This is a genomic window from Edwardsiella anguillarum ET080813 (assembly GCF_000264765.2).
GTDB lineage: Bacteria > Pseudomonadota > Gammaproteobacteria > Enterobacterales > Enterobacteriaceae > Edwardsiella > Edwardsiella anguillarum.
Map to the genome: position 1 here is coordinate 649,632 of NZ_CP006664.1, position 14,918 is coordinate 664,549.

Below are 14,918 nucleotides of genomic sequence, written 5' to 3' on the forward strand. Positions count from 1 at the left end.
TGATTGGGAGAAGAAACGAGCGTGTTTGCTGATAATGAGAGCCTGACAAGAGAGATCAAGCAATTTATCGATCGGTCACTGGTCGCTTACGGCCACACTCAGTTTGCTTATTTATTGCTCAACAAGAAAAATCCATCGGACATTATCATCATCTCCAATTACCCAGATGAATGGGTGACGCTGTATAAAGAGCACCATTATCAGCACATCGATCCGGTGGTGATCTCCGCCCTGCGCCGAGTATCCCCCTTCCTGTGGGATGAGAAGATCACCGTCAACTCGAAGCTGAACCTCTCGAAAATTTTTAATCTTTCCAAGAAATACCAGGTGAGCAGAGGCTACACCTTTGTACTGCATGATGCAGATAATCAGCTGGCGATGCTTTCACTGATGGTCGACGATCGTGGACTGGCGGAGATTGAGCGCAGCAGAGGCGTCCTGCAAATGCTGCTGATCGATGCCCATGAGCGCTTTATGAATGGCCAGCGCCAAATTACCGCACAGCACTACTACAGTAAAAAAGAGCCAATAGAGAACATTTTCTCCACACGTGAGAATGAAATTCTGTACTGGGCTAGCATGGGGAAAACCTACCAAGAAATTGCGCTGATCCTCGGCATTAAAACCGGCACCGTCAAGTTTCACATTGGCAACGTGGTCAAAAAGCTGGGGGTATTAAACGCCAAGCACGCGATCCGGCTTGGCGTTGAGCTGCAGCTGATTAAGCCGATTGAGGGCTGAGCGTATCGGCCTTCAGCACCAGAGGCCAACTCTGCAGGGCCTCCTCATCAAAAGGCTGATCCTGATTAATTCGCTCCATCAGCAGACGCTGGTTGGCCGCATCCGTCGGCAAATAGACTAGATAGATATCCTGCGCCTTCTCCGACACGCCGCGCTCGACTACGGTAATATTCCAGCCGGAGCGGGTCAAAATCCGCAGCATCGAATGGCTAACAATCGTATAAATACCACGGTGACCAGAGGCCATCGTATAGTTAATCATGGCGAGAAACAGGAGATGACACAGCGGATATTGATTGCCCAGCAGAGTGCGGGCGCGACGCTTATCGACAAAGAAGCGGCTGGATTCAAAAAACTGGCTGCTGGCCGGGATCTCGCCTTTCTCAAAGTAGCGGAAAAACGTGCCGACAATCATGTTGTGATGACAGGTTTCAATTAAGCGTACGCTGCACACCACATCGTTATCCTTCACCCCCAGCAGATAGGTTGTATGCTCGCTGTCATACTCATCGAACTCCATCCCATCGCTGCAGGTTACCGCCCAATTGAGCCGATCCTTAAACGTCCCCTTACGCAGGGAAAATAGCTCTGTTGATGTCGTTCTTGACAGAGACTGGTAGTCAACATCAAAAATCTCAAACATTTTCTGTCCTTTAACGCCCCGCCTGTGTACACACCCACCACGTAACTCAGCGTAAGCCAAACGGTGCCTTACCCTACGCTGACGCGTGCCACTACAATCCTATATTTCATTTACTAAGAAAATATCCGAATACAATCTAGCAGAGCGATTAACTCCGCCGTGAATCCATGTTATTGACCATAACATAATAACCCCGTCCAATATACTGAGATTTTAGCATCTGCGACGCTAAGTAAGGTAGAACGCGCGGTGGTAGTGCGTTCGTCTGACGGAGGAAAATAAACACTTTTCTGTTTATCGACAGGAGGTTAAGTGGGCTATAGATTCTTCGGATTATGCTTCAGCGTCAGTTGAAATGCAACTGCGAGACGCTAGGAATAACCTAACGTCATACGCGCAATCATTGGGAAAATAATAACTCTCATAATCTTATTTTTATCATACTGAGATACCCTCAGGCGCCCTCTCAGCCTGCATCCGGCGATCGGTCAGCGCCGTTTAGGCTAATGACGGAATATCGCGACCGATTATATTAGGGCAGCGCACCATGGTATTGGTTTGGTATTATGACGGCACTCACGCGGCGGGAAGCGCCCGCCGCGCCGCCCGGCTATGCGGGATTGGCGATATCGATAAAGGTGACGTCCAGCGCATGCTCTCGGGCCAACCACTCCCCCAGCGCCCGAACGCCGTCGCGCTCGGTGGCGTGATGGCCGGCGGCAAAGAAGTGAATGCCCATCTCGCGGGCAACGTGAATCGTCTGCTCGGACACCTCACCGCTGATAAACGCATCGACGCCAAAGGTCGCCGCCTGCTCAATAAATCCCTGCCCACCGCCGCTGCACCAGGCCACGCGCCGGATCAGCGCGGGCCCGCTATCGCCGCAGTGCAGAACGCCGTGGTGCAGCTTACGCTCCAGACGTCCCGCCAGCTCTCCGGCGCTGCAGGGACTCTCCAGCTCGCCATAGGGCAACAGCGGCGCAATCAGCCCATGCGGAGCGATCTTTAGCCTCCGCGCCAGCTGGGCGTTATTGCCCAGCTCGGGATGGGCATCCAGCGGCAGATGATAGGCGTATAGATTGATGTCGTTAGCCAGCAGCGTTTTCAGGCGCTGCCGCCGCATCCCGCGTACCGTCGGGGCCTCGCTCTTCCAAAAGTATCCGTGGTGAACCAGCACCGCATCGGCCTCGGCCGCCACGGCGGCATCCAGCAGCGCCTGACAGGCGGTCACGCCGGTAACGATACGCCGCACCTCGCGACGCCCCTCCACCTGCAGGCCGTTGGGGGCGTAATCCTGCATACTGTCTACGTCGAGCAACCGGTTAATCCGCTGCTCCAAAACCAAATTATCCATGGGGTCTCCCGGGCAGTTCGCCTGCCGCCGTCATCGATCGTACTGCGGATAATACGCTACTCATCCCCTCCGGCAAACCGCGTCCGCTCCCCCTGGCGCAGATGGCGAAACGCCACGCCGCTGCGGTTCCCGACCGCCAGCTGCGCCATGATCTGCTGCTCCGCCGCGGCGCCGGCCCGCAGCGACGGCTTGATATGCGATATCACCACCGGCAGACCCGCCAGCGCCGCCGTGCCACCGCTGTAGCGGGACAGATTGATCATCTCCTGGTTCAGCAGCGCCGGGGTTAGGTGCCCAAACAGCCGCGTCTCGGGCACCTCGTCGCTGAAGGAGGTCTCAATGATGATCCCCTTTAGCGCCCGGCTGGCCACCAGCGGCCCCAGCCGGCGCCAGATGTGATCCAAGCGCTGGCTGTTCTCTATCCGATCGGCGCCGGTATCGCCAAAGTACGCCACGTACTCCCCCTCTCGCTCCAGCAGGATCATCGACGACGTCTCTCCGCCGTGGCTGAGCGGGTAGACCACCCCGCGCAGACCGCTGACGCCCAGCGTAAAGCGCTGCCCCGGGCGGACGCTGTGGATCCGGTAGGTACCCAGCCGCTGCCCTTGCCCGGCATCGCTGAAGTTCGGCCAGCTCTTCCAGTTAAAATAGTGATTGCGCAGGGTATCGGCGCTGTCCGCCAGGGTGTAGATCGGCTTATGGCTATCCTCCGGCGCCGCCAGCAGCAGGCCGGCGACGTGATCCAGGTGGGGATGGCTGATGAAGTAGGCGGCAATGAGCTCTCTCAGCACATAGCCCTGCGGCGTCCAGGGCGCGGCGCGCGCGGCGCTCACCGTCGGAAACGCCCCCAGCTCAAGCGCCCGGGCGATCCCCGGCAGGGTGGTGCCGGCGTCCAGCGCAACATAGCGCGCATCGCGCTCATGGCGGATAAGATAGGCGTTCAGGTTATCGCCGTTCAGCCCGCCGCCGCTGCCCAACGCCACCAGTTCAAAGGCGGCCTGCGCGGGGCACATCGCCAGCCCGCACAGCAGCGCGCCACCGGCCACCCATCTGCGCCACATCCTCTGCATCATCTGCCACTCTCCCTGTCTCTGCCACGCTGCGGCGCCTGCGCCTCATGCCGCGCCGTCGTCCCCGGCGCGGGCGCGGGCAAAGGCCAACAGCGTGTCCTGCCGCGCGCGGGCGTGATCGACCTGCGGATCGGGATAGTCTAGCACGCGCTGCCGCCGCAGCGCCCAGCGCTGAGGGTGATGAATGTCACTGTCCGGGACATCGCGCAGTTCAGGGAGCCACCGGCGGATAAACTGCCCCTGTGGATCATAGCGCTGCCCCTGTACACGTGGGTTAAAGATGCGGAAATAGGGCGCGGCATCGCAGCCCGTCGAGGCGGCCCACTGCCAGCCGCCGTTGTTCGCGGCCAGATCGCCGTCGAGCAGCTGACGCAGAAAATAACGCTCGCCAAGGCGCCAGTCGATCAGCAGATCTTTGACTAGAAAGCTGGCCGTCAGCATGCGCAGTCGGTTATGCATCCAGCCGCAGCGATTCAGCTGACGCATGGCGGCATCCACCAGCGGAAAGCCGGTCATCCCCTGCTGCCAGCGCTGCAGTCCCGCCGGATCGTCCCGCCAGCGGATCTGCGCCGTCCAGGGAATAAAGGGGCGATGGCGACAGAGATCCGGCCAGGCCACCAGCAGGTGGCGGTAAAACTCACGCCAGATCAGCTCATTTAACCAGGCCTCGGCGCCGGCGGATGGGGTTGGCGAGGCCAGCGCCTGCGACTGCAGCGCCGCCAGACACTGGCGCGGCGATAGCACCCCCAGCGTCAGGTAGGGAGAGAGCCGGCTGGTTCCCGCCTGCGCCGGAAAATCGCGCCGGGCCGCGTACGCCGCCAGCGCCCCGTGGCAAAACAGCGTCAGGCGCGCCTGGGCCGCCGCCTCACCGGCGGGAAACAGCGCGCTATCCACCGCGGCATCCGGATAATCGAAGCGCGCGACCTGCGTCGGAGCCGCGGGGGTCGGCTGGCGCGGCGACGGCGCCGGCAGCACGCGCAGATCGACCGATGTCAGCCCGCGCAGAAAGGCGCGTTTAAACGGCGTAAAGACCTTAAACATCTGTCCCGCGCCGGTCAGCACCGTCCCCGGCGCCAGCAGCAGCGCGTCGTCAAAAAAATGGCACGGGATGGTCAGCGCGGCGGCCAACGCATCGTCGCGGCGCCGTTCATTCAGCTCATACTGACGGTTGACAAACAGCGCATCGGCGCACTCGCGCAGGCACACCGCGCGCACCGTCCGCGCCTGGGCTGCATAGTCGTCCACGCTCAGACAGTACAGCGGGATCCCGCGCTGCCCCAGCGCCGCCTGCAGCGCCGACAGATTCTGCCAGATAAACTGCGCCTGACGCGGCGCCATCTCCTGCGCCAGCCACTGGCGCGGCGTCGCCACATACAGCGCCACCACCCGGGCCCGGGCATCGGCGCAGGCCGCGTGCAGCGCCCGGTTATCCGTCATGCGCAGATCGCTGCGCAGCCACACCACGTGCGTCCTCATCGCGCCGCCTAATGACCGTAGCGCAGACGCAGGGCGTCCGGGTAGGGGGAGAAATAGCGCTGCGACGCCAGATAGTCGTCCGGGTATTCCCGTAGGTAGTGGTTGATCAGCGTCAGCGGCGCCAGCAGGGGCTGTATCCCCTGACGATACTGTAGGATCAGCTGGCTCAGCTCAGCACGCTGGGCAGGATTGAGGCGTGGGCTGAAGTAGCCCTGTACGTGCTGCAGCACATTGGTATGGTTACGGCGTGAGGCGGGCTGTCGCATCAGCGCCATCAGCCGGTGACGGTATTCTGTGGCAAACGCCGCCGTCGAAGGCCACTGGCCTATCTCCGCCACCATCCGCCCCAGCGCGCGATAGGCGGGCTGAGAGTGGGCCAGCAACAGCAGCTTATAGCGGCTGTGGAACGCCACTAGCGCCCCGCGGCTCAGCCCCGACGGCCACAGCTGGTTAAACTCGTGCAGCGCGTATACCCGGGCAATAAAGTTCTCCCGCAGCGCGCCGTCGCTCAGGCGCCCATCCTCCTCGACCGGCAGCCAGGGCATCGCCGCCATCAGGGCGGCGGCGAACAGCCCCATCCCGCTTTTACGTGCCTCGTGCGGCGTATACACCTTCACCCGCTCCATGCCGCAGCTGGGCGAGCGGGCGCACAGGATAAAACCGCACAGCGACTGCAGCTGCGGCAGCTGACGCGCGGCGAAATCCGCCATCGCCGCCGTATAGTCCAGCGCCGGATCCCGGCTGTTGACCAGCGCCACCGGCGACGACGCATCGCGGCGAGTCAGGCGCAGCGCAGGGCGCGGCGACGGCAGGCCGATCCCCATCTCGGGACACAGCGGCAGAAAGTGAAAAAACGGCGCCAGGGTATCGGCGGCGAAGGCGAAGCGCCGGTGACCGCCGTCAAAGCGCACCGCCTGACCGAGCAGGCAGGCGCTGATCCCGACAGGAATCGCAGAAGACATGGCGTGGCCCCCCTTGTTCTATCTCCATGACCGCGTGGAGTCTGTACGCCAAGTGTAGATCGCCGAACGGGGTTTGCCAGATATCGGGACGCGCGCGGACTCAGAAGAAGTCGGGGCGGACCTTCTCCGATTCAGCCAGCCACACCGGCTTGTCGCTGGTTTTCGACCAGACCCGGTGCAGATAGCTATAGAAGCGTGCTCGATCGTGACGCAGCAGCATCACGGGCAAGGCCAGGGTACCCACCAGAATCACGCCGCTGCGGCGCAGCCAGATACGCGGCCAGGAATAGCGCTGGTACATGTGACCTCCTTGCAAATACGCCCGCCGGTGCCGGGAGCGTCAAAAAGCGGCCGGAGACGTGGCCGAAACAGCACCAACATAGCCCTGGAACGCACAAAGATCAAGCACTCATCCGACCACTTACGCCCCCGCGTACGCCGCTACGCAATAAAGGAGACACACGATAACGCCGGCCGATCTGGCGCATCGCCAGGCGCGACGCATACCCATGACCTGCACGGGGGATCCGCGCTATCCCCTCCTTTACCGCCGCGAGCCGACAGCCCGGCATCCCCTGACCATAGCCGCCCCCTCCCCGCGCGGCACCGCCATTTTTATACTTTTTTTACGGCGACGGCAGCGCTTTTTGCCTCATTTATATCCGGGAGCTCCTATCCTGATACCGTCATCGCGCTCAAGGAGATAAAAAATGACGCTGGGACTGATCGCCTGTGCCGTACTGGTGCTACTCCTGTTGGTTTATCTGGTGTACGCCCTGTGGCATGCGGAGGACTTCTGATGTTTACCAATGCACTAATGCTCATCGGTCTGCTGATGCTGCCGTTGCTGATCCTGGCACCGCCGCTGGGCAGCCTGCTGAGCCGTCTGATCGACGGCGAACCGTACCGCGCTATGGCGCGCACGGAAAACACCCTGTGGCGCCTGTGCGGCGTGACGCCCCATGAGATGGACTGGCGTCACTATCTGCTGGCGATCCTCGCCTTTAACCTGTTGGGCATTGCGCTGCTGTTCGCGCTGCTGATGGCGCAGGGTCTGCTGCCCCTCAATCCCCAGGGATTCCCCGGCCTGCGCTGGGATCTGGCTCTCAATACCGCCGTCAGCTTTGTCACCAATACTAACTGGCAGGCCTACAGCGGCGAGAGCAGCCTGAGCTACCTCAGCCAGATGGCCGGGCTCAGCGTACAAAACTTTCTGTCGGCGGCCAGCGGCATCGCCGTTTTGTTTGCCCTGATCCGCGCCTTCGCCCGCCACGCCGATCCGTCGCTGGGCAACGCCTGGGTCGATCTGTGGCGTATCACCCTGTATGTCCTGCTGCCGCTGTCGCTGCTGCTGAGCCTGCTCTTTGTCAGTCAGGGCGTGATCCAGAATGTTAGCGGCTATGTCAGCGTGACGCCGCTGGAGGGGGGCACTCAGCTGCTGCCGATGGGGCCGGTCGCCTCCCAAGAGGCCATCAAGCTGCTCGGCACCAACGGCGGCGGCTTCTTCGGCGCCAACTCCGCTCACCCGTTTGAAAACCCGACCGCGCTGAGCAACCTGCTGCAGATGGTGGCGATCTTTCTGCTGCCGACCGCCCTGTGCTTCGCCTTCGGCCGCAGCGTCGGCGACAGCCGTCAGGGCCACGCCCTGCTGTGGACCATGTCGCTGATCTTCATCGTCGCCGCAGGCTGTGTGATGTACGCCGAGCTGCAGGGGAATCCACATCTGATAGCGCTGGGCGCCGACAGCAGTGCCAACATGGAGGGTAAGGAGAGCCGCTTCGGCATCCTCTCTTCCGCGCTGTATGCCGTGGTCACGACCGCCGCCTCCTGCGGCGCGGTCAACGCCATGCACGACTCCTTCACCGCCCTGGGCGGCATGGTGCCGATGTGGCTGATGCAGATAGGTGAGGTGGTCTTCGGCGGCGTGGGCAGCGGCCTGTACGGCATGCTGCTGTTCGTGCTGCTGACCGTCTTCATCGCCGGACTGATGATCGGCCGTACCCCGGAGTACCTGGGGAAAAAGATCGGCGTCTATGAAATGAAGATGACCGCCCTGGCCATTCTGATCCCGCCGGCCCTGGTGCTCACCGGCAGCGCCATCGCGCTACTGTGCGACGCCGGACGCAGCGCGATCCTCAATCCGGGTGCCCACGGCTTCAGCGAGGTGCTGTACGCCTTCTCCTCCGCCGCCAACAACAACGGCAGCGCCTTCGGCGGCCTGAGCGTCAATACGCCGTTTTACAACCTGCTGCTGGCGCTGGCCATGCTGCTGGGGCGTTTCGGGGTGATCGTGCCGGTCATGGCGATCGCCGGCGCGCTGGCGCTGAAAAAGCGCCAGCCGGCGGGCAACGGCACCCTGCACACCCACGGCGCGCTGTTCGTCGGCCTGCTGGTAGGCACCATTCTGCTGGTGGGCGCCCTGACCTTTATTCCAGCGCTGGCGCTCGGCCCGCTGGCGGAACAGCTACAGATGACGCTGAGCGGCGTACGGCCATAAGGGAAGAGAGAGTTATCATGAGTCATAAACAGCGTGCACTATTCGAACCGGCCCTGCTGAAAACGGCGCTGCGCGATGCGCTGCGTAAGCTGGATCCCCGCGTCCAGTGGCACAATCCGGTGATGTTTGTGGTCTATCTGGGCAGCCTGCTGACCAGCTTTATCTGGCTGATGATCCTGTGCGGCCAGACCGACGGCAGCGCCGTCTTCACCGGCAGCCTGGCCCTGTGGCTGTGGTTTACCGTGCTGTTTGCCAACCTGGCCGAGGCACTGGCCGAAGGGCGCAGCAAGGCGCAGGCCGAGAGCCTGAAAGGGGTGAAGAAGAGCGGCTGGGCCAAAAAGCTGGCGCAGGCGCAGTACGGCACCCCGTGGCAGAAGGTGGCCGCCGAAAGCCTGCGCAAAGGCGACCTGGTTCTGGTCGAGGCGGGCGATACCCTGCCCTGCGACGGCGAGGTGCTGGAGGGCGGCGCATCGGTGGATGAAAGCGCCATCACCGGGGAGTCGGCGCCGGTAATCCGCGAGTCCGGCGGCGACTTCTCCTCGGTCACCGGCGGCACCCGCGTGCTCTCCGACTGGCTGGTAGTACAGTGCAGCGTCAACCCCGGCGAAACCTTCCTCGATCGCATGATCGCGATGGTGGAGGGTGCCAAGCGACGCAAAACGCCCAACGAGATCGCCCTGACCATCCTACTGATCGCCCTGACGATCATCTTTTTACTGGCCTGCGCCACCCTGTATCCCTTCTCACTCTTCGGGGCTCAGGTCAGCCAGATGGGCAGCCCGGTAACCGTAACCGTACTGGTGGCGCTGCTGGTCTGCCTGATCCCTACCACCATCGGCGGTCTGCTCTCGGCTATCGGTGTCGCCGGCATGAGCCGGATGCTGGGCGCCAACGTCATCGCTACCAGCGGACGGGCGGTCGAGGCCGCCGGGGATGTCGACGTCCTGCTGCTGGATAAGACCGGCACCATCACCCTGGGCAACCGCCAGGCCTCCGAGTTCCTGCCGGTCAGCGGCGTCAGCGAGCAGGCGCTGGCCAGCGCCGCGCAGCTGGCCTCCCTGGCGGACGAAACCCCAGAGGGGCGCAGCATCGTGGTGCTGGCCAAGCAGCGCTTTAACCTGCGCGAACGCGACCTGAGCAGCCTGAACGCCACCTTTGTCCCCTTCTCCGCCCAGACTCGCATGAGCGGGGTCAACATCCAGGGCCGCATGATCCGCAAAGGCTCCGTCGACGCGATCCGCCGCTACGTCGAGTCCGCCAGCGGCCACTTCCCCCGCTCGGTGGAAGAGGCCGTCGAGCGCGTCGCGCGCAGCGGCGCCACCCCGCTGGTGGTGGCGGAGGATGCCCGCATCCTCGGCGTCGTCGCGCTGAAGGATATCGTCAAGGGGGGGATCAAAGAGCGCTTCGCCGAGCTGCGGCGCATGGGGATCAAAACGGTGATGATCACCGGCGATAACCGCCTGACCGCCGCCGCCATCGCCGCCGAGGCGGGAGTCGATGATTTCCTGGCCGAGGCGACGCCGGAGGCCAAGCTGGCGCTGATCCGCCAGTATCAGGCCGAAGGACGTCTGGTCGCCATGACCGGAGACGGCACCAACGACGCCCCGGCGCTGGCCCAGGCCGACGTGGCGGTGGCGATGAACTCCGGCACCCAGGCGGCCAAAGAGGCCGGCAACATGGTCGATCTGGACTCCAACCCGACCAAGCTTATCGAGGTGGTACACATCGGCAAGCAGATGCTGATGACGCGCGGTTCGCTGACCACCTTCAGCATCGCCAACGATGTGGCCAAGTACTTCGCCATCATCCCGGCCGCCTTTGCCGCCACCTACCCACAGCTCAACCAGCTCAACGTGATGCACCTGAGCTCACCGGCGTCGGCCATCATGTCGGCGGTGATCTTCAACGCGCTGATCATCGTCTTCCTGATCCCGCTGGCCCTGCGCGGCGTCAGCTACCGCCCGCTGAGCGCCGGCGCGCTGCTGCGGCGCAACCTGTGGATCTACGGCGCCGGCGGACTGGTGGTGCCCTTTATCGGCATCAAGCTGATCGATCTGTTATTAACCTTATGCGGCCTGGCTTAAAGGAGCCCACCATGACACAGCCCTTACTACGTCCCACCCTGGTCATGATGCTGGTGCTTACCCTGATCACCGGTATTCTCTATCCCCTGTTAACCACGGCGCTGGCGCAGCTGATGTTCCCCCTGCAGGCCAACGGATCCCTGCTGCTGCGCGATGGCCGCCCGGTGGGCTCTGCGCTGATCGGCCAGCCGTTCCAGCGCGACGACTACTTTTGGCCGCGCCCGTCGGCCACCGCCGGGCACCCCTACAACGCCATGGCGTCGGGCGGCAGCAATCTGGCGGTCAGTAACCCGCTGCTGACCCGGACGCTGGCCGCGCGCGCCGAACGCCTGCGCCAGCGCGATGCGCAGGAGCCCGTCGGCGAGCCGATACCGGTCGATCTGCTCACCAGCTCCGCCAGCGGCCTCGACCCGGATATCTCGCCGCAGGCCGCCCATTATCAGGCGGCGCGCATCGCCGCGGCGCGCGGACTCGCGCTGAGCCGCGTCGATGCCCTGATAGCCGATGACACCGAGCCGCGCTGGCCGGCCTTTCTCGGACAGCCGACGGTCAACGTATTGCGGCTGAATCTGGCGCTGGATCGGCTATCATCGGAGGCAACACCCCGCTTACGCTAACCGTTTTCGCTCGATAAGGATGTTTCATGGTTGATGATGAACAGCGCCCCGACCCCGACGCCCTTCTGGCCCAGGTCAACGACCCCGCGCGCGGCAGGCTCAAGGTCTTCTTCGGCGCCTGCGCCGGCGTCGGTAAAACCTACGCCATGCTGCAGGAGGCGCAGCGCCTGCGCGCCCAGGGGCTGGACGTGGCGGTCGGCGTCGTAGAAACCCATGGCCGTAGCGAAACCGCCGCCCTGCTCGACGGTCTGGAGCTGCTGGCGCAAAAGCGGATCCACCACCGGGGGCGCCAGATCCGCGAATTCGACCTCGACCGGGCGCTGGCGCGCGCCCCCGCGCTGATCCTGATGGATGAGCTGGCGCATACCAATGCGCCCGGCTCTCGCCACCCCAAGCGCTGGCAGGACGTCGAGGAGCTGCTGGCGGCCGGTATCGACGTGCTGACCACCGTCAACGTACAGCATCTGGAGAGTCTGAACGATATCGTCGGCAGCGTGACCGGCGTACAGGTGCGCGAAACGGTGCCGGACCGGCTGTTTGACGCCGCCAGCGAGGTCGTGCTGGTCGATCTGCCGCCGGACGACCTGCGTCAGCGTCTCAAGGAGGGCAAGGTCTATATTCCGGGTCAGGCCGAGCGCGCCATCGAGCACTTTTTCCGCAAGGGAAACCTGATCGCCCTGCGTGAGCTGGCCCTGCGCCGCACCGCCGATCGGGTCGATGATCAGATGCGCGCCTTTCGCAGCGGCCCCGGCGGCAGCCGGGTCTGGCACACCCGCGATGCCCTGCTGCTGTGCATAGGCCAGTACGCCGACAATGATAAGCTGGTGCGCACCGCTGCCCGTCTGGCCGGGCGGCTGGGCTGCGTCTGGCACGCCGTCTACGTGGAGACGCCGCACCTGCACCGCCTGCCGGAAAACGAGCGGCGCACCATCCTGCGCAGCATGCGCCTGGCGCAGGAGCTGGGGGCGGAGACCGCCACCCTCTCCGATCCCACCCCGGAGCACGCCATCCTGCGCTATGCCCGCGAACACAATCTGGGCAAAATTCTGCTGGGTCGCCGCCAGCGCGAGGCCCGGCGTCTGCGCTGGCCCGGTGCCAGCTTTGTCGATCGCCTGGCCCGCCTGGGCCCCGACCTCGACCTGCTGATCGTCGCCGTCGAAGATCGCCCCAGCGGCCCGCGGGAAAGCGATCCGCGCCCGTTCGGCGAAAAGTGGCGGGTGCAGATCCAAGGGTTCCTGGTGGCCGCGGCGCTGTGCGCGCTGATCTCGCTGTGCGGCAGGCTGATGCTGCCCGCCTTCGATCAGGTCAACCTGGTGATGGTCTACCTACTCGGGGTGGTGGTGGTGGCGCTGTTCTTTGGCCGCTGGCCGTCGGTGTTCGCCGCCTGCATCAGCGTCGCCAGCTTCGATCTGTTCTTCGTGCAGCCGCAGTGGTCCTTCGCCGTCAGCGACGTCCAGTACCTGGTCACCTTTGGCGTGATGCTGATCGTCGGTATTCTGATCGGGAACCTCACCGCCGGCATGCGCTATCAGGCGCGGGTAGCGCGCTACCGCGAACAGCGCGCCCGCCACATGTATGAAATGTCCAAGGCGCTGGGCAACGCGTTAAATCACGACGCGGTGGTACACAGCGCCTGCGCCTCCCTTAATCACAGCTTTGGCGCCCGTACCACGCTGCTGCTGCCGGACGGCGACGGCCTGCTGCACCCCCGCCACGGCGATGAGGCCGGGGTAGCCAACGTCGATCTGGCCATCGCCCAGTGGTGTCTGGATCGTCGCCAGCCCGCTGGCGCCGGAACCGATACCCTGCCCGGCGTTCCCTATCAGCTGCTGCCCCTCTCCAGCGCCCAGAACACCTTTGGCGTACTGGCCATTGAACCGAGCAACCTGCGTCAGCTGATGGTGCCGGAGCAGCAGCGCCTGCTGCAAACCTATACCGTCATGATCGCCAACGCGCTGGAGCGCCTGCACCTGGCCCACAGCGCGGCGGCCGCCCGCCTGGAAGCCGAGCGGGAGCAGCTGCGCAACTCGCTGCTGGCCGCCCTCTCTCACGATCTGCGCACCCCGCTGACGGTGCTGTTCGGGCAGGCGGAGATACTGACGCTGGATCTGGCCAGCGAGCGATCGGCCCACGCCCCGCAGGCGGAGGAGATCCGCCAGCAGATCCTCAACACCTCGCGTCTGGTCAACAACCTGCTCGACATGGCCCGCATCCAGTCCGGCGGCTTCCGTCTGCGCAAGGCGTGGCAGTCGCTGGAGGAGATCGTCGGCAGCGCCATCCATACGCTGGAGCCGATGCTGGCCGGCCATCCCCTCGCCCTCAGCCTGCCGGCGGATCTGCCGCTGGTGAACTGCGACGGGGCGCTCATCGAGCGCGTCCTGCAGAATCTGCTGGAGAACGCGGGGAAATACGCCGGCAGCGCGGCCAGCATCGCCATCGGCGCTCGGGTCGGCGCCGACGGGCTCGAGGTGGAGTTAAGCGACAGCGGGCCGGGGATTCCCGCAGACCAGCTGCCGCATATCTTCAACAAGTTTACCCGCGGTGATAAAGAGTCCGCCATTCCCGGCGTCGGTTTGGGGTTAGCGATTTGCCGTGCCATTATTGATATACACGGTGGTAGAATCTGGGTCGAGAGCCCGCCGCAGGGCGGCGCCCATTTTCACTTTACCCTGCCGTTGGAAACCGTGCCGGAGATCGACCCGGAAACCGATGAGGAGATGACAGACAACCCGTGACAGCCGCCCCCATCACTATTCTGATCGTCGAAGACGAACAGGCCATCCGCCGCTTTGTGCGCGCCGCCCTGGAAAACGAAGGCTGGCGCGTCGCAGACGCCGATGGCCTGCAGCGAGGCCTGATCGAGGCCGCAACCCGCCAGCCGGATCTGATCATTCTCGATCTGGGGCTGCCGGACGGCGACGGCGTGGAGTTTATCCGCGATCTGCGCCGCTGGAGCGCCATTCCGGTGATCGTGCTCTCGGCGCGCTGCGATGAGGCCGATAAGGTTGAGGCCCTCGACGCCGGCGCCGAGGACTTTCTGAGCAAGCCCTTCGGCGTTGCGGAGCTGCTGGCGCGGGTACGGGTGGCGCTGCGGCGTCACACCCGCCAGCAGCAGGAGAGCCCGCTGGTCTGCTTCGCCGACGTCCAGGTGGATCTGCTGGCGCGCAGCGTCACCCGCTGCGGCGAGCGGCTGCACCTCACGCCGATCGAGTTTCGCCTGCTGGCCGAGCTTATCGCCAACAGCGGGAAGGTGCTGACCCAGCGCCAGCTGCTCAGCAGCGTCTGGGGCCCCAACTACGTCGAGCACAGCCACTACCTGCGCATCTACATGGGACACCTGCGCCAGAAACTGGAGGCCGAACCGGCCCGCCCGCGCCACCTGCTGACCGAGACCGGCGTCGGCTACCGCTTTATGCCTTAGCGGGCGCGATCGCCTCTCCCCGGACTACGCCCATAAAAAAACGCCGCGCAGTG

The 14,918-nt window shown here is 63.9% G+C and carries 13 protein-coding genes; 7 read left to right on the top strand and 6 right to left on the bottom strand.

Annotated features, from left to right (window positions below; genetic code table 11):
- Positions 1–21 precede the first annotated feature (21 nt).
- A complete protein-coding gene (locus tag ETEE_RS02990) occupies positions 22–741 on the top strand; it encodes a LuxR family transcriptional regulator (RefSeq protein ID WP_034164208.1) in 720 nt (239 codons plus the stop codon).
- On the opposite strand, the gene ETEE_RS02995 is transcribed toward ETEE_RS02990, so the two are convergent.
- The 6 genes from ETEE_RS02995 to ETEE_RS03020 form a co-directional block, all read right to left on the bottom strand.
- Positions 722–1,384 (bottom strand): acyl-homoserine-lactone synthase, encoded by a 663-nt coding sequence (locus ETEE_RS02995; RefSeq protein ID WP_034164207.1) that lies wholly within the window; start codon positions 1,382–1,384, stop codon positions 722–724. The two genes, ETEE_RS02990 and ETEE_RS02995, sit on opposite strands and share 20 nt — an antisense overlap.
- A 610-nt stretch (positions 1,385–1,994) precedes the next feature.
- On the bottom strand, positions 1,995–2,738 hold the full coding sequence (locus tag ETEE_RS03000; protein WP_034164206.1) for a type 2 GTP cyclohydrolase I: 744 nt from the start codon (positions 2,736–2,738) through the stop codon (positions 1,995–1,997).
- 56 nt (positions 2,739–2,794) lie between these two features.
- On the bottom strand, positions 2,795–3,799 hold the full coding sequence (locus ETEE_RS03005) for an MBL fold metallo-hydrolase (protein WP_225865110.1): 1,005 nt from the start codon (positions 3,797–3,799) through the stop codon (positions 2,795–2,797).
- Between the two features lie 54 nt (positions 3,800–3,853).
- Positions 3,854–5,284, bottom strand: coding sequence for a deoxyribodipyrimidine photo-lyase (phrB, locus tag ETEE_RS03010; RefSeq protein ID WP_034164204.1), 1,431 nt, complete (start codon positions 5,282–5,284; stop codon positions 3,854–3,856).
- A gap of 8 nt (positions 5,285–5,292) precedes the next feature.
- A complete protein-coding gene (locus ETEE_RS03015) occupies positions 5,293–6,246 on the bottom strand; it encodes a YbgA family protein (RefSeq protein WP_034164203.1) in 954 nt (317 codons plus the stop codon).
- A gap of 100 nt (positions 6,247–6,346) precedes the next feature.
- Positions 6,347–6,547, bottom strand: a complete 201-nt coding sequence (locus ETEE_RS03020) for a YbfA family protein (protein ID WP_034164202.1) — start codon at positions 6,545–6,547, stop codon at positions 6,347–6,349.
- Between the two features lie 409 nt (positions 6,548–6,956).
- Here ETEE_RS03020 and ETEE_RS03025 point away from each other — a divergent pair, with 409 nt between their 5' ends.
- From ETEE_RS03025 to kdpE, 6 genes are read left to right on the top strand one after another with little or no spacing between them, the layout of a single operon-like run.
- Positions 6,957–7,046 (top strand): ATPase, encoded by a 90-nt coding sequence (locus ETEE_RS03025; protein ID WP_034164201.1) that lies wholly within the window; start codon positions 6,957–6,959, stop codon positions 7,044–7,046.
- Entirely contained in the window at positions 7,046–8,743 is a 1,698-nt protein-coding gene (gene kdpA / locus ETEE_RS03030) for a potassium-transporting ATPase subunit KdpA (protein ID WP_034164200.1), read from the top strand. Before ETEE_RS03025 ends, kdpA begins: the two co-directional genes overlap by 1 nt.
- Before the next feature lie 17 nt (positions 8,744–8,760).
- Positions 8,761–10,827, top strand: a complete 2,067-nt coding sequence (kdpB, locus tag ETEE_RS03035; protein ID WP_034164199.1) for a potassium-transporting ATPase subunit KdpB — start codon at positions 8,761–8,763, stop codon at positions 10,825–10,827.
- An 11-nt stretch (positions 10,828–10,838) separates the two neighbouring features.
- Positions 10,839–11,444 (top strand): potassium-transporting ATPase subunit KdpC, encoded by a 606-nt coding sequence (gene kdpC, locus ETEE_RS03040; RefSeq protein ID WP_034164198.1) that lies wholly within the window; start codon positions 10,839–10,841, stop codon positions 11,442–11,444.
- 26 nt (positions 11,445–11,470) lie between these two features.
- Positions 11,471–14,179: a two-component system sensor histidine kinase KdpD gene (gene kdpD, locus ETEE_RS03045; protein ID WP_034164197.1), complete on the top strand. Its 2,709-nt coding sequence runs from the start codon at positions 11,471–11,473 to the stop codon at positions 14,177–14,179.
- Complete coding sequence (kdpE, locus tag ETEE_RS03050; RefSeq protein ID WP_034164196.1) at positions 14,176–14,865, top strand: two-component system response regulator KdpE; 690 nt, start codon at positions 14,176–14,178, stop codon at positions 14,863–14,865. The genes kdpD and kdpE overlap by 4 nt, the downstream gene beginning before the upstream one ends.
- The last annotated feature ends 53 nt before the right edge of the window (positions 14,866–14,918 follow it).